Source organism: Streptomyces sp. DSM 118878, from assembly GCF_052936595.1.
On sequence record NZ_CP193622.1, the window covers coordinates 7533331 to 7554815 of the forward strand.

Annotated in this window: 16 protein-coding genes; 8 read left to right on the top strand and 8 right to left on the bottom strand. The window is 73.7% G+C overall.

The genetic code is table 11. From position 1 onward, the window contains the following. Window positions 1-421 precede the first annotated feature (421 nt). Both ACRAKF_RS32675 and ACRAKF_RS32680 read left to right on the top strand, forming a co-directional pair. Window positions 422-1531 carry an MFS transporter gene (locus ACRAKF_RS32675; RefSeq protein ID WP_447041426.1) on the top strand — a complete coding sequence of 370 codons (1110 nt, stop codon included), beginning with the start codon at window positions 422-424 and terminating at the stop codon, window positions 1529-1531. A gap of 203 nt (window positions 1532-1734) precedes the next feature. Continuing rightward, window positions 1735-4065 carry a collagenase gene (locus tag ACRAKF_RS32680; RefSeq protein WP_447041428.1) on the top strand — a complete coding sequence of 777 codons (2331 nt, stop codon included), beginning with the start codon at window positions 1735-1737 and terminating at the stop codon, window positions 4063-4065. A gap of 14 nt (window positions 4066-4079) precedes the next feature. Here the strand turns inward: ACRAKF_RS32680 and ACRAKF_RS32685 are convergent, their stop codons facing one another. Next, window positions 4080-5591: a glycoside hydrolase family 3 protein gene (locus ACRAKF_RS32685; RefSeq protein ID WP_447041430.1), complete on the bottom strand. Its 1512-nt coding sequence runs from the start codon at window positions 5589-5591 to the stop codon at window positions 4080-4082. A 236-nt stretch (window positions 5592-5827) separates the two neighbouring features. On the opposite strand from ACRAKF_RS32685, the gene ACRAKF_RS32690 reads away from it, so the two are divergent. Together ACRAKF_RS32690 and ACRAKF_RS32695 are read left to right on the top strand one after the other, a co-directional pair. After that, window positions 5828-6829 (top strand): zinc-dependent alcohol dehydrogenase, encoded by a 1002-nt coding sequence (locus ACRAKF_RS32690; RefSeq protein ID WP_447041432.1) that lies wholly within the window; start codon window positions 5828-5830, stop codon window positions 6827-6829. A gap of 29 nt (window positions 6830-6858) precedes the next feature. Beyond that, window positions 6859-7809 (top strand): Gfo/Idh/MocA family protein, encoded by a 951-nt coding sequence (locus tag ACRAKF_RS32695; protein WP_447041434.1) that lies wholly within the window; start codon window positions 6859-6861, stop codon window positions 7807-7809. A gap of 28 nt (window positions 7810-7837) precedes the next feature. On the opposite strand, the gene ACRAKF_RS32700 is transcribed toward ACRAKF_RS32695, so the two are convergent. From ACRAKF_RS32700 to ACRAKF_RS32725, 6 genes are all read right to left on the bottom strand, one after another. Next, window positions 7838-8698: a phytanoyl-CoA dioxygenase family protein gene (locus tag ACRAKF_RS32700; RefSeq protein ID WP_447041435.1), complete on the bottom strand. Its 861-nt coding sequence runs from the start codon at window positions 8696-8698 to the stop codon at window positions 7838-7840. Between the two features lie 21 nt (window positions 8699-8719). Then, window positions 8720-9853: a hypothetical protein gene (locus tag ACRAKF_RS32705; RefSeq protein ID WP_447041436.1), complete on the bottom strand. Its 1134-nt coding sequence runs from the start codon at window positions 9851-9853 to the stop codon at window positions 8720-8722. 7 nt (window positions 9854-9860) lie between these two features. Next, complete coding sequence (locus ACRAKF_RS32710; RefSeq protein WP_447041437.1) at window positions 9861-11045, bottom strand: hypothetical protein; 1185 nt, start codon at window positions 11043-11045, stop codon at window positions 9861-9863. Next, window positions 11042-13168 carry a DegT/DnrJ/EryC1/StrS family aminotransferase gene (locus ACRAKF_RS32715; protein ID WP_447041439.1) on the bottom strand — a complete coding sequence of 709 codons (2127 nt, stop codon included), beginning with the start codon at window positions 13166-13168 and terminating at the stop codon, window positions 11042-11044. Before ACRAKF_RS32715 ends, ACRAKF_RS32710 begins: the two co-directional genes overlap by 4 nt. Window positions 13169-13174: 6 nt before the next feature. Continuing rightward, the gene (locus ACRAKF_RS32720; RefSeq protein WP_447041440.1) at window positions 13175-14347 is read right to left on the bottom strand and encodes a radical SAM protein; all 1173 of its coding nucleotides are present in this window, start codon (window positions 14345-14347) and stop codon (window positions 13175-13177) included. Between the two features lie 200 nt (window positions 14348-14547). Then, window positions 14548-15360 carry a Clp protease N-terminal domain-containing protein gene (locus ACRAKF_RS32725; RefSeq protein WP_447041441.1) on the bottom strand — a complete coding sequence of 271 codons (813 nt, stop codon included), beginning with the start codon at window positions 15358-15360 and terminating at the stop codon, window positions 14548-14550. A gap of 162 nt (window positions 15361-15522) precedes the next feature. On the opposite strand from ACRAKF_RS32725, the gene ACRAKF_RS32730 reads away from it, so the two are divergent. Continuing rightward, window positions 15523-16338 (top strand): 3-hydroxybutyrate dehydrogenase, encoded by an 816-nt coding sequence (locus ACRAKF_RS32730; RefSeq protein WP_447041443.1) that lies wholly within the window; start codon window positions 15523-15525, stop codon window positions 16336-16338. Between the two features lie 495 nt (window positions 16339-16833). Beyond that, window positions 16834-17061, top strand: a complete 228-nt coding sequence (locus tag ACRAKF_RS32735) for a hypothetical protein (protein ID WP_447041445.1) — start codon at window positions 16834-16836, stop codon at window positions 17059-17061. Here the strand turns inward: ACRAKF_RS32735 and ACRAKF_RS32740 are convergent. Continuing rightward, on the bottom strand, window positions 17040-19814 hold the full coding sequence (locus ACRAKF_RS32740) for a helix-turn-helix transcriptional regulator (protein ID WP_447041447.1): 2775 nt from the start codon (window positions 19812-19814) through the stop codon (window positions 17040-17042). The two genes, ACRAKF_RS32735 and ACRAKF_RS32740, sit on opposite strands and share 22 nt — an antisense overlap. 98 nt (window positions 19815-19912) lie before the next feature. On the opposite strand from ACRAKF_RS32740, the gene ACRAKF_RS32745 reads away from it, so the two are divergent. Both ACRAKF_RS32745 and ACRAKF_RS32750 read left to right on the top strand, forming a co-directional pair. Continuing rightward, complete coding sequence (locus ACRAKF_RS32745; RefSeq protein ID WP_447041448.1) at window positions 19913-20989, top strand: NAD(P)H-dependent amine dehydrogenase family protein; 1077 nt, start codon at window positions 19913-19915, stop codon at window positions 20987-20989. A gap of 3 nt (window positions 20990-20992) precedes the next feature. Continuing rightward, complete coding sequence (locus tag ACRAKF_RS32750) at window positions 20993-21472, top strand: carboxymuconolactone decarboxylase family protein (protein WP_447041449.1); 480 nt, start codon at window positions 20993-20995, stop codon at window positions 21470-21472. Window positions 21473-21485 lie beyond the last annotated feature (13 nt).

Below are 21485 nucleotides of genomic sequence, written 5' to 3' on the forward strand. Positions count from 1 at the left end.
GGTGGTGTCAGCGAAGGAACCCACGAGTAAGCACCCGCGCCCGGCAGTTGCGGCCGCCGCCAAGCCTCCAGCCGCCGTCGCCGATCCTCCGGCTGCCGCCGCTAAGCCGCCAGCCGCAGCCGAGCCGCCGGCCGTCGCCGATCCTCCGGCTGCCGCCGCTAAGCCGCCAGCCGCAGCCGAGCCGCCGGCCGCAGCCGAGCCGCCGGCCGCAGCCGAGCCGCCGGCCGCAGCCAAGCCTCCAGCCGCAGCCCATCCGCCGGCCGTCGCCGCAACCGCAACCGCAGTCGCAACCGCAGCCGCAACCAACCCCCCAGCCCACGGCCCGAACCCGGCCCCGCGAAGCCGGAACCCGGCGTCCCTGCTCAAGGCCGCGCCCGTCCGGCGGCGTCCCGTCGTTCTGCTCGCGCTGGCCCACGCCTGTGTGGACCTCTATCAAGGTGCCGTCGCCGCCCTCGTCCCCTTTTTCGTGGCCGAGCGCGCCTATACCTACGCCGCCGCATCCGGCATCGTGCTCGCCGCCTCGCTGCTCTCCTCCGTGGTGCAGCCGGTGTTCGGTGCGCTCACCGACAAGTGGGCCATGCCCTGGCTGCTGCCCCTGAGCACGCTGGTGGGCGGCGTCGGAGTCGCTCTCGCCGGGCTCAGCGGCAGCTACGCCCTGACGCTCCTCGTCGTCGGCCTCTCCGGCATCGGCGTCGCCGCGTTCCACCCCGAGGCGGCCCGCGTGGCGCGGCGGGCGAGCCGCGGCAGCCATGCGGCCATGAGCTGGTTCTCCCTCGGCGGCAACCTCGGCTTCGCGACCGCGCCCCTGCTGGTCTCCGCCATCGCCGCCACCGGTGGCCTCGGCGCCTCGCCGCTCCTCGTGGTGCCCGCCCTCGCCGGGGCCGTGCTCTGCGTCGCCGCGCTGCGGGGCATCAAGGCCACCGAGGCGGCGGCGCCCAAGGGGCCCCAGGGGGAAGCCGGTGCGGACGACTGGCCCTCCTTCCTCCGGCTCTCCGGCGCCATCGTCTGCCGCTCGGTCGTCTTCGTCGGGCTCAGCACCTTCATCTCGCTGTACGTGCGCCAGCGCACCGGCGGTGGCGCGGCCGCGGGCACGGCCGCCCTCTTCGTGCTCTACCTCGGCGGCGCCGTCGGCACCGTCCTGGGCGGCAGGCTCGCCGCCCGGTTCGGCCGCGTCCCTGTCGTACGGTGGTCGTACGTCCTGACGGTCCCCGCGGTGGCCGGCGTCGTCCTCGTGCCCGGGCCCGCGCTCTACGCGTGCGTCGCCCTCACCTCCGCCGGGCTCTACGTGCCGTTCTCGCTGCACATCACCCTCGGCCAGGACTTCCTGCCCCGCCGGGTGGGCACCGCCGGCGGCGTCACGCTCGGCCTCACCGTGAGCATCGGCGGCCTCGCGAGCCCGCTGATCGGCGCGCTCGCCGACGCCACGTCCCTGCGGACCGCCCTGGCGCCCCTCATCGCGCTGCCCGCGCTCGGCTGGCTCCTGCTGCGCACCCTGCGCGAACCGGCCGGCGAAGCCCCGCCCCGCCCCTGAAAGCCCCCGCGATGCCCGCGGCTCCCCGCGATTCCCGCGTCTGAGGGGTTGTCAGTGCAATTTCACATTACTACGTTACGCATCACATGGCCCGGAGCGGCGCATCACACAACCGCCCCAAGGGTCGCCAAGTACGCGCGCCCCGGGCCGAGTTGGCCTCGGCCCGGCTCCGCGCGCCGCCACCTCCCACACAGGAGCCCCCCTTGTTCTCGTTACGTCCAAGAACCCTGCGCAGATCCGTCCTCGCGGGCGCCCTCGCCGCGAGCCTCTGCGTGACGGCCGCGCCCCTCGCCGCCCACGCGGCCGACGACGCCGCCCCCGCTCGTGCCACGACCGCAGAGCCCAGCCCCCGCGACGTCGTCGAGCGCAGGGCGTCCGCCCCCGAGCCGGCCGCCCGCGCGCTGCCGGCGCCCGGTGGCCTCACGGACGGTCGCCTCCCTGGAGTCCGTACGCCGAAACCAAAGGTCAAGGGCGAAGCCAAGGGTCAGGCCGCCCCCGCGGTCGCGCCCTGCACCCTCGACGGGGTCACCTCGCTCGGGCCCGAGGCGTTCGCGGACTTCCTCGCCGATCCGGCGGTCACCGCCGAGGGCTGTCTGCGGACCCTCATATGGACCTGGGACCGGCGGCTCGCCCCCGTGATGTCGGACGCGCACGTGCAAGCCGTGTCCGGGCGCGTCAGCCGGCTCGCCGCCACGCACGACGGCAGGAACGGGACCAACCTCCTGGAGCTGCTCACCTACCTCCACGCCGTCGCCTACCAGGACTTCTCGCACGACGAGATCGACGTCACCGACGGCCCCACCGTCGACGCCATGCGCCGCGCCGTCGCCGCCTTCGGCCAGGCACCCCGTACCTTCGACGCGACCCGCGCCAACGCCGAATCCCTGCGCGAGGCGCTCTACGCGGCGAGCGCGCCGGGGCTGCGACAGCACCAACTGCCGCTCGTCAAAAGGGTCCTGGCGACCATGGACGCCACCCACCCCGACACCGCGAAGGACGGCTCCTGGGGCGGCTCCGCGCTCGCCGCGCTCTCCCTGAGCTACCTCGGCGTGTACCCCGGCAACAAGGACACCGCCTTCCACGCGGCGGTCGCGGCGGACCCCTCCTACCGTGCGGCCTTCAAGGCGTTCGCCGGGTACACCCACCTCAAGGGCACGGGCAACGCCTGGGTGGTGCGGGACGCGCTGAGCGAGTACGGCAGGTTCGGGCAGATCGACGGGGTCAGAAGCGAGATCGTGAGCGGCCTCGGCGGACTCGTCGCGGTGACGGCACGCGACTTCGGTGAGGGCAGCGGGCCCTGGGTCAAGGTCGCGACCTGGCTGAACGAGTACGACGCCTGCGCGCCGTACAAGGTCTGCCGGGCGGACATCGAGCGCCGCGTCTTCCCGCACACGTACACCTACGACAAGGGCGGGATGAAGGTCCGCACGGCGCTGGGCCGGGGCACCGTCGACCAGCTCTACTACGCGAGCAAGCAGGTCAAGGCCCAGTTCCACCGCGTCGTCGGCACCCAGGAGCCGCTGGCCGGTGACCCCAACACCGCTCTGACGACCGTGCTCTACGCCTCGCGCGCCGACTACGAGAACTACCACCCCCTGCTCACCGGCATGGGTACCGACAACGGCGGTGTCTACATCGAGCGGGGCGCGACCTTCTACACCTACCAGCGGCGCGTACCGCAGGATTCGACGCTCACGCTCGAAGAACTCTTCCGGCACGAGTACACCCACTACCTCAACGGCCGCTGGGCGGTCCCCGGATTCTTCGGTGAGGGCCCGTGGTACGAAGGCGACCGGACCACGGCCATGGACGAGGGCACGGCCGAGTTCTTCGACGGGGCGACGCGCGACGACGGCGTCAAGGTCCGCAAGTCGCTGGTCCGGGGCGTCATCGACGACACGGCGAACGGCGGGCCCCGCATGAGCGTCCAGCAGATCCTGCACGCCACGTACGACGGTGACGGCTTCCGCTTCTACGACTACGCCGGGACGTTCTTCGAGTTCCTGTGGGCGGAGCGCCCGGGGCTGCTGAAGGAGATGTACCGGCACCTGCGCGCGGACGACCCCGCGGCCTTCGACGCCTGGCGGGACCGGCTCGGCGCGGACGGCGGGTTGCAGCGCGCGTACGACGCCTTCCTCGACGAGCAGATCGCACACGTCGACGACCTCTTCGTGCCGGACACGACGTATGTGCCGGTCGGCGAGTTGCGGGACAGCACGGCCGCCCAGGTCCGCGCCTCGTTCACGGCGACCACGGGCGTCACGCCCGAGTGCCGTTCCAACGGGGCGCCGGAGCGCCCGCGTTATGTCTGCGGCGGCCGCATCACCGCGAACCTCAGCGCCTCCGACGACCCGGACGCCGTCTTCGAGGACATGTCCGAGACAGTTGACTACTACCTGCTCGACCGGTCCGCCGCGGGCTCCGGCCACAACAACCTCACCGACATGAACTGCTCGTTCGGTGAGGTGGACGTGTGGACCGACGGCCGGGCCGGCAGCGCGGACTTCGCATGCGAGGGCCCCTTGCGGAGCTGAGCCGGCAGCCCGTGTCAGGCGGTCGCGCCCACCAGGAGTTCGGCCGCCGCGATGCCGGAGACACGGGTCGCCCCGTGGGTGATCAGGTGGGCGGCTCCCAGCGAGTCGCCCGCCGGGACGCCCATCTCGACGACCAGGGCGTCGGGGCGGCTGCGCAGGAGGCGGGTCAGCGTGTCGGTCATCCAGCGGTGGCGGGCCGCGTCACGGACCACGACCACCAGGGCGCGGTCCGCCGCCGGGGCGAGGACCTCGCGGTCCAGGAGGTCACCGGCGTCGGCGAGTTCGGGCTCCGTCAGGCGGACGGACGTGGTGCCGGGGCGCAGGTCGCGCAGGGGTTCGGCGACACCCCAGGGGGTGCGGCCGTCCACCGCGAGGTGCATGGCGGGGGAGAGCTCCACCACGTGCGGTGCGCCGGTCAGGGGCAGCGCCGTGTCCGAGCGGTGCCGCACGCGGATCGCGCGGCGCGCCGCGATCAGGCCGATGCCGGAGTCGTCCGCGGCCAGTGCCACCGCCCGCGACCGCTCGCCGGACCAGGCGGCGAACTCCCGTACGCGCGTGCTCGCCCCGGTGAGGCGCTCCTCGGGGAGCGTGCCCTCGTGGACCGCCTTCACCAGGGCCGTCGAGAGCAGATCGGCGGTGGCCTCGTCGGCGCTCTCGCCGCCCACGCACACCGTGTCGACGCCGCCCGCGAGCGCCCGTACGGTGGCGCCGTCGATGCCGTAGCGGTCGGTGACGGCGCCCATCTCGATGCCGTCGGTGACCAGGAGCCCGTCGAAGCCCAGCTCGCCGCGGAGCAGGTCCACCAGGATGCGGTGGCTGAGTGTCGCGGGCAGGTCCGGGTCGTAGGCGGGAGCGAGCAGATGGGCGGTCATCACCGCGCGGACGCCCGCCTCCATCGCCGCGATGAACGGCGGAAGGGCGGTGTGCGCGATCTCCTCGGCCGAACCCCGCACCTGCGGCAGGCCGTAGTGCGAGTCGACGACCGTGTCGCCGTGGCCCGGGAAGTGCTTGGCGCAGGCCGCGACGCCCGCTCCCTGGAGGCCGCGGATCCAGGCGGCCGTGTGGCGGGAGACGATGTCGGTGCGGGAGCCGAAGGAGCGGACGCCGATCACCGGGTTGAGCGGGTTGGAGTTCACGTCGGCGCTCGGCGCGAAGTTGAGCGAGACACCGGCGGCGTGCAGGTCGCGGCCGATGTCGTGCGCGACGCGCTCCGTCAGGTCGATGTCGTCGACCGCGCCGAGGGCGAGGTTCCCCGGACGCGACGAGCCGGTCCAGGCCTCCATGCGGGTCACGTCGCCCGCCTCCTCGTCGATGGCGACGATCAGGTCCGGGTTCTCCGCGCGCAGGGCCGCGGTGAGCCGCGCGACCTGCTCGACGCTCTCGATGTTGCGCGAGAACAGCACGACGGAGCCCAGGCCCTCGGAGATCTTGCGGCGCACCCAGTCGGGGGCCGTGGTGCCCTCGAAGCCGGGCTGCAGCACGGAGTTGGCGAGGTGCTCCAGAGTCGGGTCACTGCTGGGTGCCATGGCGCGACCTCCGAAGTTGCGGTACGTGACGGGTGCGGGCGGCGGCTCTTGGTGCGGCTGTGGGAGGTGAGCCTGCTGCTGATTGGTCCAGGCCAATCAGATAGTGGATATTGGCTCGTATCGATCGAGGCTGTCAAGGAGTCCGAACCGGCCGAGGCGAGTGAATCGGGCGTGGCGGCCGGAGAGTTGCGTAATCCTGGTGGCTTCCGCGGTCCGCGACCGGTGAGGGGAGAGCCATGCGCAGGTACGAGCTCGTCGGCAGGCGCGACATCAGACTGCGCACCGAGGTGGCGGTGCCGGAGCCCGGACCGCTGGAGGTCGTCGTCCGGGTGCGCGCCTGCACGGTCTGCAACCGCAGCGACCTCGCCTACTTCCACTACTACGGGCTGCGCGAGCACTGCTCGCAGGGCTGTTTCGGTCACGAGATCGCCGGCGTCGTCGAGGCCACGGGCGCCGGGGTCAGCCGAGTCGTGCCCGGACAGCGCGTCTTCGTGCGCACGCCGCTCACCACCGGGTACGCCGACTTCGCGCTGGCCCGCGAGATCGCCGTGGGCGTGCTGCCCGACTCCGTGCCCTTCGAGCAGGGCGCGATCCTCCAGCTCCTGCCGCTGGCCGTGCACGCCACGCGCGGCGTCCGGCTCGGTGACCGCGTGGTGATCGTCGGACAGGGGCCCGTGGGACAGCTCGCGCTGCGCGTCGCCGTGGCCCGCGGCGCCGCGGAGGCCGTCGCCGTCGACCTCGACGACTGGCGGCTCGAACGGTCGGCCGCGGCGGGCGCGGACGCCGTGCGGCGCGTGGACGGCGGGGCCGAACAGCTCGCCGCCGTCGGCGCCGACTTCGACGTCGCGGTCGACGCCGTCGGCACGCCCACGACCCTCGACGCCTGCGTGGGCCTCGTCCGCCAGAACGGCCTCGTGGTCATGCTGGGCACCCACCACATCGACACCCGCGTCTCCGTGGACCTCGTCACCTGGGAGCGCAAGGGGCTGCGCGTGCACAGCTCCGCCGAGCCGCTGGACACCGCGCGCGCCGAGGCCCTCGCCGTCGCCGAACGCCTCGCGCACCGCCGCCCCGAAGCGCTGCGCCTGCCCGACCTCCTCACGCACACCTACCCCCTGGAAGAGCTGCCGAAGGCCATGGAGCAGCTCTCCGCGAGCAGCGCCCTGTACCCGGACGCGGAGAACGCGCCCTACGACGGCCCGCCGCGCCAGACGCTGAAGGTGGCGATCCTCCCCTGAGGTGGGGCATCGCGGGATACGGGGACATCGTGACGCGCCGGGCACTGCCCGCGCTGCACGCCCTCGGCGAGGAACCCGCCGTCCTGTGGGGCCGCGACGCGCACCGGGCGGCGCGCGTCGCCGAGCGGTACGGAGTGCCCCGGTCCGGCGCCGACCCCGGGGTGCTCCTGCGGGGCGTCGACGCCGTGTACGTGGCCACACCCGTCGCCGCCCATGTGCCGCTCGCCGCTGCCGCCCTGGACGCGGGCCTCCCCGTACTGGTCGAGAAGCCGCTCGCCGGGGGACTCGGCACCGGGGGCGCGCTCGATCCGGCGGGGCGGTGCGCCGCGGTCGCCTACTACCGCCGGCTCGCGCCCGCCGTGCGGCGCCTGCGCGCGGAGCTGCGGGGCCGGCCGCCGGAGCGGGTGGAGGTGCGGTTCCGCGGCCCGTTCGCGCCGGGCCCCGCCGACCCGATGCGCTGGCGCACGGACCCGGCGGTCTCGGGCGGCGGCGTACTGGCGGACGCGGGCAGCCACCGGCTCGACCTGCTGCTGTACCTCTTCGGCCGCCCTCGGGAGCTGCGGGCCCACCTCACGGACCGCTTCCCCGCGGGCGCGGAACGCCGGGCCGAACTCACGCTGCGCTGGCCCTCGGGGCTACGGGCGCACTGCGTCGTGGAGTGGGCACAGGGGCCGCCGGTGGACCGGGTCGAACTCCGGGGCGGGGGACGTGCCGTGGTGCTCGACCCGCTGGACGGCGGTCGGCTGACGGGGCTGGACCCGAGCGGTTCCGGGCGGGCCGGGGGAGCGCCCGCGGTGCCGCTCCTCCTGCCCCCGCCCGCCAACCCCCACCAACCCCTGTTCGCCGACTTCGCCGAAGCCGTCGCCGAGGGGCGGCCGCCGGTCTGCCCGCTCGCCGAGGCCCGCCTCGTCGACGACCTGATCGTGGCGGCCGGACGTTCGAGCGCGGCGGGGGGCGAGCCGGTGCGGCCCTGGGACTGAGTCCTGCGTCATAACCCGAGCGGGCGCCTCACGCCCCGTCGTCCGCCGACCACGGCCGCAGCCAGCGGGGGTCAGGAGTGTCACCGGCGGGTACGAAGCGGGCGTCGACCGAGAGGCGCATCGCGTCCGTCGTCGTGTCCAGGGACGCGTGGATGATGCGGGGCAGGTGCACCATCACGTCGCCCGCCGCGAAGTCCGCCCACAGCCAGCGGCGGCCGAGGGTCTTCGCCGTCAGCTCCAGGTCGTGGCAGATCTGCCGGCGGTCGCCGGGGCGGTCGGTGATGTCGCGCAGCGGCTCGTACTCCTCGGGCGGCAGCCGGTGCGAGCCCTCCAGGTACACCAGCCCGCCCGTCGTCGGCGGGCAGTCGCCCACCGGGATCCAGAAGGTGACGACCCGCGGCGAGCCCCTGTCCATGTAGTCGAAGTCGACGTGCGCGCGGGAGGCCCGCGGGGTGCCCCGGTGGAAGTGGCGGAGTATGCGGCGGGGCAGCATGCGCACCTCGGACGCGAGGAGCCGGGAGGCGAGCCGCGCCAGTACCGGATCGCCCACGAAGTCGTCGAAGGGCGACGAGCGGACGAAGGTGTACGCGGGGTGCCCGGCCACCCCGTACGCGGGGACGCCCTCCGGCACCCGGCCGGAGAACACACCGTCCTCCGGTTCACTGCCCTCCGCGAGCAGCCCCGGCGGGAAGAGGGAGAAGTAGCGTCCGCGCAGCCGCAGGACGTCCGCCCGGTCGAGCAGCCCCGGCAGGTACACGTAGCCGTCCGCGTGCAGGCGTTCGCGCAGCGCGGCGTGGTCGCGCGGCGACAGCAGTTCGGTGCTGGGGCGCAGCGGGGCGAACAGATCCGGCGTGAAGGATAGGGGCAGGCCGTTCGACGACAGCTTCACGGTGGGTGTCCTTTGGTCAGGTCAGTAGACGCCTTCCACCGCCCCGGCGGTGGCTTCGCCGTCCTCCTGGAAGGGGCGTACCGCGGCCACGCCGTCCCAGGGGAACCAGGGGTGCGGCCCGGTTCTGACGGCGCTGTCGCGTTCCAGGAGGTTGGGCAGGAAGAGGTCTTCGAGGAGGGTGGTGGCGCGCACCCGGCCGCGCTGACCGACGGCGACCTCGCGCCAGGGATCAGCGGGGTCGACGACCTTCAGCACCGCGAAGGGCGGCGGCAGATGGTAGGAGTGCCCGGTGCCGCCGGGCACGTCGGGGGCGCCGGTCGAGGGGGCGCCCGCCACCGCGTCGGCCTGGAGCGCGTGCCCGACCAGGGTGTTCCCGTACGTGTCGATCCACTGCACGCCCGGCAGATGCTCCTCGCGCAGGAACTCCGCCTCGGCCGCGGTGCACGAGGTGCCGCCCGTGCACACCGCCCTGATGCCGTACGTGTGCAGCGGGCGCGGCAGCCGCATCGCCAGTTCCAGGAGCAGCCGCGAGGTGGTGAAGAGCAGCGAGGGGCGCTCCGCGGCCAGCAGGGCGAGCGTCTGGTCGATGAGGTGCGCGGTGTACGCGTCCGCCTCGCCGCCCGCGCGCAGCGCCGCCTTCACCCAGCGCGGGTCGAAGTCGATGGCGTGCACGGCACCGTGCCAACTGTCCGCGAGGCCCTCCACGAAGTGCCCGTAGGCGTGCGGCCCGCCCGGCGTCATCGCGAGCACGTCGCCACCGGCCACCCCGCGCGCCTCAAGCACCGTGCGGTAGATCTCCACGTCGTACGCGAGGCGCGTGACGTTGACGATCCGGCACGGCGGGCCGGTCGTGCCGCCGGTCTCGAAGACGCGGAACGGACGGTCGCGGTAGCCGCGGGGGCGCAGGTCGCGGGCGCGGGCGGCGCGCAGCTCCGCCTTGTCGAAGAGGCCGAAGAGCTCCAGGGCGGCGAAGCCGTCGACGTCCTCGATCGGGTCGAAGCCGAGCGTCGCGCGCCGGGCGGCCCAGAAGGGGCTCGCGGTCTCCGGCTCGAAGTGCCAGCGCATCATGCGGCGCGTCCATGTGTCGAGGTCGACGCCCAGCTCCGGCACGCGCTCGCGCAGCAGGTCGGGCAGCGTGCCGAAGGCGGTCGTCATACGGGCCTCACTTCGCTGGGCGGTACACGAACAGGGAGTCGGCGGTGATGGCCCGTACGGCGTCGGGCTCGGCGGCGAGAACGGCGGCGAAGGGGAAGGGCACCTCGTGGCCGAGCAAGGGGTGACCGATGTCCCTGCCGAGCAGTACCAGTTGGGGCAGGACACACGGAGCGCCGTCGATCTCCGTGACCGGCTCTCGGCGGGTGAGCAGCCGGTCGCCCGGACGCATGCGGTCGTGGACCGAGCGCAGGGCCCGGTGCGCCGTCTCCGGCTCCCTGAAGACGGTGAGCGGCCAGGCGGCGCCCGTCGGGTCGGCGGACACGGTGTCGAGCGCGTCGGCGAGCGCATCGGCGAGCGCGGACGCCTGGGCACCTTCCGTGCAGACGACGGTGCGTACGTTGCTGCAGAACCGGCCGGAGTCGGCCGCGACGAGCGGCAGCAGCCACGCCACGGCCTCGGCGACGGGCATCTCCTCGGGCACCAGGGCGCAGCCCCGGCCGGGGCCGTGCAGGGTGAGTGCGGGGGAGTGGCGGACGGACGCGGCGAGGCCCGCGCCGCCGTAGACGATCTGCCGGTCGGTGCGCTTCACCAGGCCGTGCAGGGCGTGCTGTTCGCCCGGATACAGGCCGACGCGGGCCGGGGGCCAGCCCGCGGCGACGAGGGCGGCGACGAGCCGGGCGGCGGAGAGCGGTTCGCGCCGGCTCGGGCGCACCCAGACGCCCGCCGAGCGTTCGGCCTGGTCGAGCACGGAGTCCAGGCAGGTGAAGGTGTTGCCCGGCAGCGCGACCAGCGCGAGAGCGTGGTCGGCGGCAGCCTCCTCCCGCTTGAGCAGGCCGTCCCGGAGCATCCCGCACCAGCGGTCCACCAGCGGCCCCGGCAGCCCGGCCGTCTCCCACAGCGCCGCACGGAAGTCGTCGGGGCCCTGCTCGCCGAGACCCCCGACCGTGACCGTGCCCCGGTCGAACAGCTCGACCGCCCGGAGCAGCAGCTCGCGGCGGCCGGTGAGCGGGGGCAGTCCGTCGCGCTCCGCGTCCCACCGGCGGCGGTCCGCGTGGGCGACGATCTCCGGCACCAGTGCCAGGCCGTACGGGGCGCCGCGCGGCCCCGGCAGCGGGGCGGTGTCCAGGGACGTCCGCCACTCACCCCCGCGGAAGGCGTGCACGATGGCGGGGCCGGCGGCACGCGCCGTCACGACAGCTCGTCGCGCAGCGCGTCGACCACCCGTACCTGCTCGGCCTCCGTGAGGGACGGGTAGAGCGGCAGGGCGATGTGGTGGCGGGCGAACCAGCGGCCCCGCTCGTACGGCCCGTCGGCGGACGGCGGTGGCCCTCCGGCGGAAGCCGGTGGCCCGTCGGCGGCGAAGTAGGGGTGGTCGCAGAGCAGGTGGTCGTAGACCTCACCGGCCAGCGACACCCCATGCCGCTCCCGCAGCCGCTTCTTCAGCGACGCCCGGTCACGTGGGCCCTCGGGGTCCACGTACGCCAGGTACTTGTAGTAGTTGCCGCCCACCCCGGCGGGCAGGGCGTGCGGGCGGACGCCGGGTACGCCGGCGAGCAGCTCGTCGTAGCGTGCGCCCAGCGCGCGCCGGACCGCCAGGGTGTGGTCGAAGCGCTCCAGGTCGACCGTGCCGACGGCGGCGTGCAGCTCGCTCAGCCGCCAGTTGGAGCCGGGGCGGTCGTGCAGCGTGGACCCCTGGGCGCTCTTGCCGTGGTCGCGCCAGCGCCGCACCTGCTCCAGGTCGTCCGGCAGCGCGGCACAGAGCAGCCCGCCCTCCCCGCTGACGGCGACCTTGGTGGCGAAGAAGGAGAAGGCGCCGAAGCGTCCGAAGCCGCCCGCGGGACGCCCGTCGAGCGTGGCGCCGAAGGCGTGCGCGGCGTCCTCCACGACGGGGATCGAGCGCTCGCGGCAGAGCGTGAGGACCTCGGTGAGGGACGGCGCGACGATGCCGCCGATGTGCACCGGGAGCACGGCGGCCGTGTCGGGGTACCGGTCGAGGGCGTCGCGCAGGGCATCCGGGTCCATGCCGAGGCCCGCGAGCTCGATGTCGACGAAGCGCACGGCCGCCCCGGCGCGCACGGCGGCCGCCGCCGTGGCGAAGAACGTGTTGACCGGCACGAGGACGGTGCGGCCCGCCACGCCGACGATCCGCAGGGCGATCTCCAGGGCCGCCGAACCGGACGCCACGGCGGCCGTCTCCGTGCCGGTCCACGTCCGCGCGAGCTCCTCGAAGCGGGCCACCTGCGGGCCCTGGGTGAGGAAGCCGGTGGCGAGCGCCGAGTCGACCCGGTCGAGCACGGCACGCCGCTGCGACACCTCGAAGCGGATGCGCTGGGCGGGGACGTCGGCCGGCGGGGCGGACGGGCCCTTCAGGACGCGGTCGTAGAACTCCGTGGCGTGGCCCACGTGGGTGCCGTGGCCCATGGGCAGTTCATGGACGTCGAGGTCGGCTCCGGCCGCCGTGTACGCCTGGCGGACCAGGGCGGCGGCGGCGCGCGCGTCGGCGGGATCGAGGTAGGGATCGGCCGTGCCGTACTGGAGTTGCAGCGCTGCCGGGGCCAGCGCCGCGTAGAGGTCGGGCAGGTCGGCGTAGTCCAGGATGCCGGGGAGCACCGCGCCCTCGTGGCCGGTCAGGAGCCGTGCGAAGAGGGCGGGATAGCTGCCGAGGTGGCTCGCCGCGCAGAGCGGGACGGTCCTGTCCTCGGCGAGCAGCGCGGTGTGCAGGGCGACCGCCGCGCCGAGGCTGTGGCCGAACAGGCCCACGCGCTCCGGGTCGACGAGCGGATGCCCCGCGAGCAGGTCGAGGGCGGCGAGCGCGTCGCCGGTGAGGGCGCCGAGCAGGGAGCGTCCGGTGAGGGCGAAGGCGTGGGCGAGCAGCGCCCCCTCGTCCCGTCCTGCCCTGCGCTCGTCGTCCAGGCCGCCGCCGATGCCGTGGTCGAAGGAGAGCGTGACGAAGCCCGCGTGCGCCAGTTGTTCGGCGACGTTGCGGTCGGGGTGGTCCGGCGGGACGTCGCCCGTCAGTTGGTCCAGGCGCGCGTTCCTGCCGCCGAGGACGAGGACGGCGGGGCCGTGGGCGGTGCCGCGCGGGGCGAGGAGCGTGCCGTGGAAGGAGCCGCGTACCGGCGAATCGAGCACCAGGTTCTCGCGGTGCAGGCCGTCGCGGGCCGATGCGGTGGCCTCCGTGATCGTCAGCGGCGCGCGTTCGACGCGGGCGAGCCGCTCCACGACGGAGCGCAGCCGACGGCCACCGGAAGAGGCGGTGGTGGAGCGCAGGGCCGGCTCGGCGGCGAGGAGCCGGCGGAGGTGACGTGACTGCATGCGGCGTCAGACGAATTCGCCGTGCAGGGTGCTCGGCACTTCCAGGGCGTAGGCGTCCAATGCCTCGTCGAGTTTGATCTGGCCACGCTTGAGGAGTTCCAGGAGTTCGTTCTGCGGGCGGTAGAAGCACGATTTGCAGAGGTCGGTCCTGCGCGGGTTGGAGGCCTCCCATTCGGCGCGCGGGCCGCCTTCGAGTACTTCCGCGTATCCCTGCTCCACCACATTGCCGATCAGATAGCGGCTGTTGAGGTGGACCTGGGGGCACGGGTAGAGGTTTCCGTCCGCGCCGACCGCCGTGACGAAACGGCTGTAGTGGCATTGCTCGAAGTCGCCCTCCACCTCCTCGACCTGATCCATCGGGCCGCGGTCCAGCTTGGGCACCGACACTTCGAAGGCGTCCGTGGAGAGCGCGGCGGCCCGGGTGAGGGACTCGCTGATCTCCGGCAGCACGGATTCGATGGTGTCGTGGCCGAGAGCGCTGTAGAACTCCGGTTCGAAACGCACGTAATGGGCGCCGGAATCACGGGCGATATGGGCCGCCTCGATGATCTCCCGGTAATTCTGCAGGGTGATGACGTAGTTGAAGCCGATGCGGAAGTCGGGGTCGACGGCGGTCTCCCGGAGCCTGCCGACCGAGCCGATGAACCGCGAGAACGTCCGCTCGCGGTCGCGGGTGATGTCGTCGAAGGTCGCCTCCGTGCCGGCGTTCAGGCCGATGCGGACCCAGGTGTGGGTCTCGGCGACGCACTCGGCCGTCTTCGGGCGGCCCAGGCGCGAGCCGTTGGTGATCAGCCCGATGCGCAGGCCCGCCGTGTGCCCGGCGCGGCAGATCTCCGTGTAACCGGGGTGGATGGTGCACTCGCCGCTGCCGCAGAAGGTCACGGCACGGCCGTCGTTCTCGGCGAACTCGCGGAGCAGGGTGACGGCCTTGTCGGTGGCGATCGAGTCCTTGAACGAGAACAGGTCGTAGAACTGCTCTTCGTTGGGGGAGTGGAAGTTGCAGAAATTGCAGCGCATATTGCAGGCGCCCATGATGCCGATCCTCATGTGGACCGGTTTGATCTCCTGGCCCGCCACGAAGCGCCGCAGCAATTCGCCGTGCGCCAGGACCTTCTGCGGCGAGTGCGCCTGGTCCAGGCTGACGATCGGGAGGCCTTCACGGTTTTGGGGGGCTGCCATTCCCATGCCGCCGGCACCATCTGTGCTGTTCACGAACCCCCCACGCAAGATCGATGTGCGTTTACGTTGTTCGAGCGGTGCTTGTGACATTAGGGAGCGCCCTCGGGGCTGTCAATGGGTCTAGACAACGCGGGAGTCGGCGGCGGAATCATTTCCGCCGCCGTGCCACCGCCGCCGCCTGCGGGGTTCGTGACGTGCGTCTACGCGCGGGGCGCACCCAGATTCGCCAGGAAATCGGTGATCGAGGCCGTGACGCCCGCCTTGCCGACGCCGAGGCCGGTGAACGGGCCCGCGCCGTCCTCGTACTCGATCAGGGCCAGCAGAATGTGCTCCGTGCCGACGTGGTCGTGGCCGAGACGCAGCGCCTCACGGAAGGTCAGTTCGAGCACCTTGCGGGCTCCCGCGTCGTACGGGACGAGTTCGGGGACCTCGGAGGCGGTCGCGGGCAGGGCGTCCAGGGCGGCCCGGCGGACGTCCTCCGTGGAAACGCCCTGCTCGGTGAGCGCCTTGACGCCGAGGCTCTCCGGATCGTGGAGCAGCCCGAGGATCAGGTGTGCGGTGTGGATCTCGTCGTGCTGGGCGGCCTTCGCCTCGTTGTGCGCGGCCATCACGACGTTCTTTGCCCGGGGCGTGAAGCGGCCGAAGCCCTGGCTGGGGTCGAGGTCGGAGGTCTCGTCCGGCTTCTTCGGCACGAACCGCTTCTGGGCGGCCTGCCGCGTGACGCCCATGCTGCGGCCGATGTCGGTCCAGGAGGCACCGGAGCGGCGCGCCTGGTCCACGAAGTGGCCGATGAGGTGGTCGGCGACGTCACCGAGGTGATCGGCGGCGATGACCGCGTCGGAGAGCTGGTCGAGGGCGTCGGGGTGAACCTTCTTGATGGCGTCGATGAGGTCGTCGAGCCGGACGGTGGCCTGGTGCCGGATGGCCTGCGGGTCCTGGGACGCGCTGTCTTGGGGTGCGCTGTCTTGGGGTGTGCTGTCCTGGGGAGGCGTGGAGCCGTCGGGAAGCGTCATGTGGCAACCGTAGGTTGACAGTTGGGGGTGCGTCAACCCGTCGTTGACAGTCGGCCGTGTGCGCCGTCCGTCCGGACACGGCGCCCGCCCACACCTCCGTCGCCCTCACTGTGGTGCCCGCGACCATGGGAGGACCACGCGCCGTTTCTCTAACGTTCCGGCATGACGAGCGAACACCCCCCGTCCCGGGCCCCGATCCCGGCCGCGCGCCCCGCACCCCCGCGTACCGACGGCGCGCCTCTCACCGGACGGTCCGCCCTGGTGACCGGGGGCGGCAGCGGCATCGGACGCGCGTGCGCCGAGGCGTTCGCCGCGGCGGGCGCCCTGGTCCATGTCGTCGACATCGACGCGGAGTCGGCCAAAGCCGTCGCGGACTCGGTGGGCGGGGTGCCGCACGCCGTGGACCTCACCGACGCCGACGCCCTCTCCGCCCTGCCTGCGGCCGTCGACGTCCTGGTCAACAGCGCGGGTACCCAGCACGTCGCCCCCCTCCAGGAGTTCCCGCCCGCCCGCTTCGAGCTGATCCAGCGCCTGATGGTCACCGCGCCCTTCCTGCTCCTGCGGCACTGTCTGCCGCACATGTACGGGCAGGGCTGGGGCCGGGTGGTGAACATCTCCAGCGTCCACGGGCTGCGGGCCAGCCCGTACAAATCCGCGTACGTCGCCGCCAAGCACGGCCTGGAGGGGCTGAGCAAGGTGGCCGCCCTGGAAGCCGCCCCGCACGGGGTGACCTGCAACTGCGTCAACCCCGGCTATGTGCGGACGCCGTTGGTCGAGGGGCAGATCGCCGACCAGGCCGCGGTGCACGGCATCGCGCCGAAGGACGTGGTGACCGACGTCCTCCTGGAGCGGTCCGCGATCAAGCGGCTCATCGAACCCGCCGAGGTCGCCGCCGTCGCCGTCTGGCTCTGCGGACCGCACACCGGCTACCTCACGGGCGCCTCGATCCCGGTCGACGGCGGCTGGGGAGCGAGCTGAGCGAGCTGAGCGCGCTCACGCCGGAGCCGGACGCGGTGCCCGCGATTCCCCCATGGAAACCCTGGGTTCGGGCGCCGAGCGCGGTGGTCGACGGGCGGAATCACCCCCTCATCCGGCGCGCTCCTGACGGGCCGTGACCCACCCGCCCCCGACGGCCCGCGGGGCCCGCGCGCCCACCCCGGCCACCACCCCGATACCCCAGGGTTTTCACGGTCGCCCCCACCCCCGCGCGGGGCCAAGGTATAGCCACGGTCGCGGATCGCGGGCGGACCTGGAAACACCGATACGGGGGAGAAGGAAACCGGTGACCGGACGTACCACGGGGGTGTACGCACGGACGGGTCGGCCGCGGACGGGGGAGCGACCGCCGCGAGGGCGGGGGACGGGGGTGCCCGACGGCACCCCCGCTCGGGTGCCCGATGGCACCCCCGCTCGGGTGCGGGACGTCGCCAGGATCGGGCGCACTCCGCCGGCCGCTTCCGCCGAGGAGAACCGATGACGCGCGTCGACTCGGCGGTCCGTACCGCCGGCGACGAGCTGCGGCTGCCCCCGCTGGACTACCTCCAGCGGTACGCCTATGTCCTGTGCGAGGCCGAGACCCCCGCCGAGTGCGCCGACCGCCTCGACGCGGCGGCCGCGCGAGTCCGGCTGGTGTGGTCGCCGCGGCCGGACCGCTCACCGGCGTACCGGCGCCACCCCCGTCACGGCCCCTCCGAGGCCTGAGCGAGCAGCCGTACCAACTGGGCCCGGCGGTGCACCCCGTCGAGCTTGCGGTAGATGTTGCTCAGGTGGAACTCGACCGTCTTGACGCTGAGGAACAGCCGCTCCGCCACCTCGTGGTTGGTGAGCCCCCGGCCCACCACCAGGGCGACCTGCATCTCCTGCGGGGTCAGGCGCTCCAGCGGGGCACGCTCCGGGCGGACCTCGGTGCCGCCCGCCGCGTGCAGCTCGGCGGCCACCCGCGCCGCCCAGCCCGAGGCGCCGAGCCGCTCGAACGCGGTGTGGGCCCGCTCAAGCAGGGGCCGGGCCTCGCTGCGCCTGCCCTGTCTGCGCAGTTGCTCGCCCCACGCGAACTCGGTGCGCGCCCGCTCGAAGGGCACCGGACGCTCGGCGAGCAGCGCGAGAGAGCGCCGCATGTGGCGCGAGGCGGCCTCGGGGTCGTTGGGTTCGAGCAGCCCCCGGCAGCGCGCCGCCGCCCCCGCGGTGACCGGCCGGTGGCCGCGGGAGCCCTCGTACTCCAGGACGTCGAGGACCTCACGGGCCTCGGCGGGCATGTGCAGATGGACGTAGGCGTCCGCGAGGTCGGCGGCCCAGGTCAGGTACAGGCCGTCGCCGCGGCCGTGCGTGCGGGAGAAGGCGCGCACCTCCTCCAGGCGGTGCACCGCCTCCTCGAAGCGGCCGAGGCCCAGCTCCAGGAGGCCGAGGGCGCCGCGGGCCCGCGCGGCGTCCATGGGCAGCTCGGTGGCCGCGGCCCACTCCATGGTCTGCGCCGCGTGCTTGCGGCAGTCCTCCTCGCGGTTGAGCGCGGCCTCGGTCCTGGCGAGGCCCGCGAGGCCGCGCGGCACCTCGATCAGCCTGCCGGTGGCCTCGGCGAGGCGCACCGCCTCGTCGGCGTGCGCGAGCGAGGAGCTCCAGCGGCCCCGCCAGAACTCCACCACGGACAGCGTGCACAGCAGATGCGAGAGCAGGCCCACGGCGCTGGAGCCGCGGGCCGTGTACGCGGCGCGGTCGAGCAGGCCGTGCGCCTCGTCGAGTTCCTCGGCCGCCAGGTGGCAGAGCCCGCCCACGCCGGAGAGCGGGTAGGGGAAGGCGGGATCGGGCGAGGCCAGCGGCTGCGCCAGCTCGCGCAGGAGGGTGCGTCCAGCCTCGGCGTCCCCGCCGAGCAGCAGCACCAGGGTGCGCAGGAGCCGCACCGGCAGCAGCGTCTCGTGCGCGGAGTCGGCCAGCTCCATGGCCGCCTCCGAGGTGCTCTGCGCGGCGGTGAGGTCGCCGACGGCCAGTTCGGTGAGCGCGATGCCGCCCATCATGACCGCGGCGAGCGCGGGGTCGACCTTCTCCGCCTCGCCCACCGCCGACCTGAGCAGTTCACGGGAGCGGGTGGGCCGGCCGCGCTGCACGTCCAGGTAGCAGCGCAGTTGGCGGATGTCGAGCCGGGTGCGGAGCTGTTCGGCGTGTTCCAGGGCGCGGTCCAGGATCGCGGCGGCCTCGTTCAGCGACCCGGCCGCCTGTGAGGCGCGGGCCGCGCACAGCAGCCGCTCCGCCCTGCGCTGCCCCTCCGGGGTGAACCGCGCGGCCCGCTCGTACAGCCGCGAGGCCAGGGGGTAGGCGAGGGTGTCGGGGGCGCCGGACGCCGCGTTCTCCAGGAGTGAGGCCACGTGTTCGTCGGGCTCGGCGCCGGAGGCGGCCAGATGCCAGGCGTACTGCTCCAACGCGGGTGCGGTGGCGCCCTGGAGGGAGCGGGCGATGGCGTGGTGGGCCCGGCGTCTGCGCACCGGGGTGGCGCCGTGGTAGACCGCCGAGCGGACCAGCGGGTGCCGGAAGGCGTACCCGTCCCGCTCCTCGACGACCAGGCCCGCGGCCTCGGCCGCCTCCAGGGACTCGTAGCTGAGGTCGTGCGCCCGCAGCGCCGCCTCGGTGCCCGCCAGCGGCCGGGTGCCGAGCACGGCGAGCAGCAGCATCGCGTCCTGCGCCTCCTGGGGCAGCCGGGCCACCGCGCTGCCGAAGGTGTGGGCGAGGAGTTCACCGATGGGCAGCGGAGCCTCGGCGTCGTGGTCGCCGTCCGCGCCGCTCCCGGCGAGCAGGGCGGGCAGTTCGATCAGGGCCAGCGGGTTGCCGCGGGCCTCGGCGAACAGCCGGGCCGCCTCGCCCTCGGTGAGCCGGGCCGTGCCCTCTTCGGCGATGAGGCGGTGCGCGGACTCGGCGTCGAGGCCGCCGAGGGTCATGGTCTCGATGGAGGCGAGCCGGGACGCCGGTTCCTCCAGTGCGTCGCGCGTGGTGAACAGCACGACGACGCCTTCGCGGCCGAGCCTGCGGGTCGCGAAGGCCAGCGCGTCCAGGGAGTACGGGTCGAGCCACTGGGCGTCGTCGACGGTGACGAGGACGGGGCCCTCCTCGGCGATGGCGCCGAGCAGGCTGAGCGTGCCCGCGGCCACCGCGAAGCGGTCCTGGGCGACGGCGGGCCCGAGCGCGAGCGCCCCGGTGAGCGCTGCGGCCTGGCGTTCGGGGATGCGGTCGAGGAAGTGCAGCACGGGCCGGAGCAGATCGGCCAGGCCCACGTACGGCAGGTCGGACTCGACCTCGACGCCGCGGGTGCCGAGCCGCGTCAGATCGTCGGCCTGCCCGGCCACGTACGACACGAGGCTCGTCTTGCCGATCCCGGCCTCGCCGCGGATGAGCAGAGCACCGCTCTCGCTCCCGCGTGCCTTGTCGATGAGAGCGAGAAGACGTGCGCATTCCGAGGAACGCCCCAGGAGCATGCGTTCAGCGTACCGGCGGCGGATGACTTCGGAAGGGGCACGGGACTTGTCGGTTCACGCCTCTGTCAACCGTCGGCGCCCCTCGCTACCCTCCGCGCATGATTCCCACGGTGGTCTGGGGTACCGGAAACGTGGGCCGCGCGGCCCTGCGCGGCGTCGAGGCCCATCCCGCGCTGGAGCTCACGGCCGTGCTGGTGCACAGCCCGGCGAAGGTCGGCCGTGACGCCGGTGAACTGGCGGGGCTGGAGCGCCGGTTGGGTATCGCCGCGACCGACGACGTCGGGGCGGTGCTCGCGGCGGGGCCGCGCGCGGTGGTGTACACGGCCTCCGGCGACCTGCGCCCCGACGACGCGCTCGCCGACGTCGTGCGCGCGGTACGGGCGGGTGCCGTCGTCGTGACGCCCTCGCTGTATCCGCTCTACGACCAGCGCGGCGCACCGCCGGAGTTCCGCGATCCGGTCCTCGCGGCCGTCGCGGAGGGCGGTGGTTCGCTCTTCGCCTCCGGTGTGGACCCCGGGTGGGGCAACGACGTGCTGCCGCTGCTGGTCAGCGGGCTCGGGACCACCGTCGACGCGGTCCGCTGCCAGGAGATCTTCGACTACACCACGTACGACCAGGAGGAGTCGGTCCGCCATCTGATCGGCATGGGGCACCCGATGGAGTACGAGCCGCTGATGCTCGCGCCCTCGGTCCCGACGATGGTGTGGGGCGGCCAGATACGGCTGATGGCCAGGGCGCTCGGCGTCGAGCTCGACGAGATCCGCGAGACCCTCGACCGGCGCGCCCTCGACGAGACGGTGCGCACGCGCTCGATGGGGGAGTTCGCCGCGGGCACCCAGGGGGCCGTGCGCTTCGAGGTGCGGGGCTTCGTCGGCGGCGAACCCCGCATCGTCATCGAGCACGTCACCCGCATCCACGCGTCCTGCGCGCCGGACTGGCCCGTGCCGCCCGGCGGCGGCGACGGCGCCCACCGGGTGATCATCGAGGGCCGCCCCCGCATCGAGGTCACGGTCGAGGCCACCGACGAGGACGAGAACCGCTCCGCGGGCGGCAACGCCACCGCCGTCGGCCGTCTGGTGAACGCCATCGACTGGCTCGTGGACGCCGGACCCGGCCTCTACGACGCGCTCGACGTCCCGCTGCGCCCGGCAGCCGGCAGACTCGGAAGGAAGTGACCCATGCACATCGACATCCCCGAGGGGCAGGACGCGATCCCGTACGTGTGGGGCGAGATGGTCCCCGGGATAGGGATGGCCGCGTCGAACCTCTCACTCGCCGTGTACGCCCACACGACCCTGGGGCTGCGCGAGTTCGAGGCGGCGCGGCTGCGCGTGGCGCAGATCAACGGCTGTGCGTTCTGCCTGGACTGGCGCACCGAACGCGACGGGCAGCGGGTCGAGGAGGAGTTCGCCGACGCCGTCACCCAGTGGCGCACCACCGACGCTTTCGACGACCGCACGAGGCTGGCCGCGGAGTACGCCGAGCGGTACGCCCTGGACCACCACCGTCTGGACGAGGAGTTCTGGACGCGGATGACCGCGCACTACAGCCAGGCGGAGATCGTGGAGCTGAGCATGAGCATCGGGTCATGGCTGGCGTTCGGCCGGCTCAACCATGTGCTCGGTCTCGACACCGCGTGCGCGCTGCCCACGCCGTAGCCGACGCGCGGGC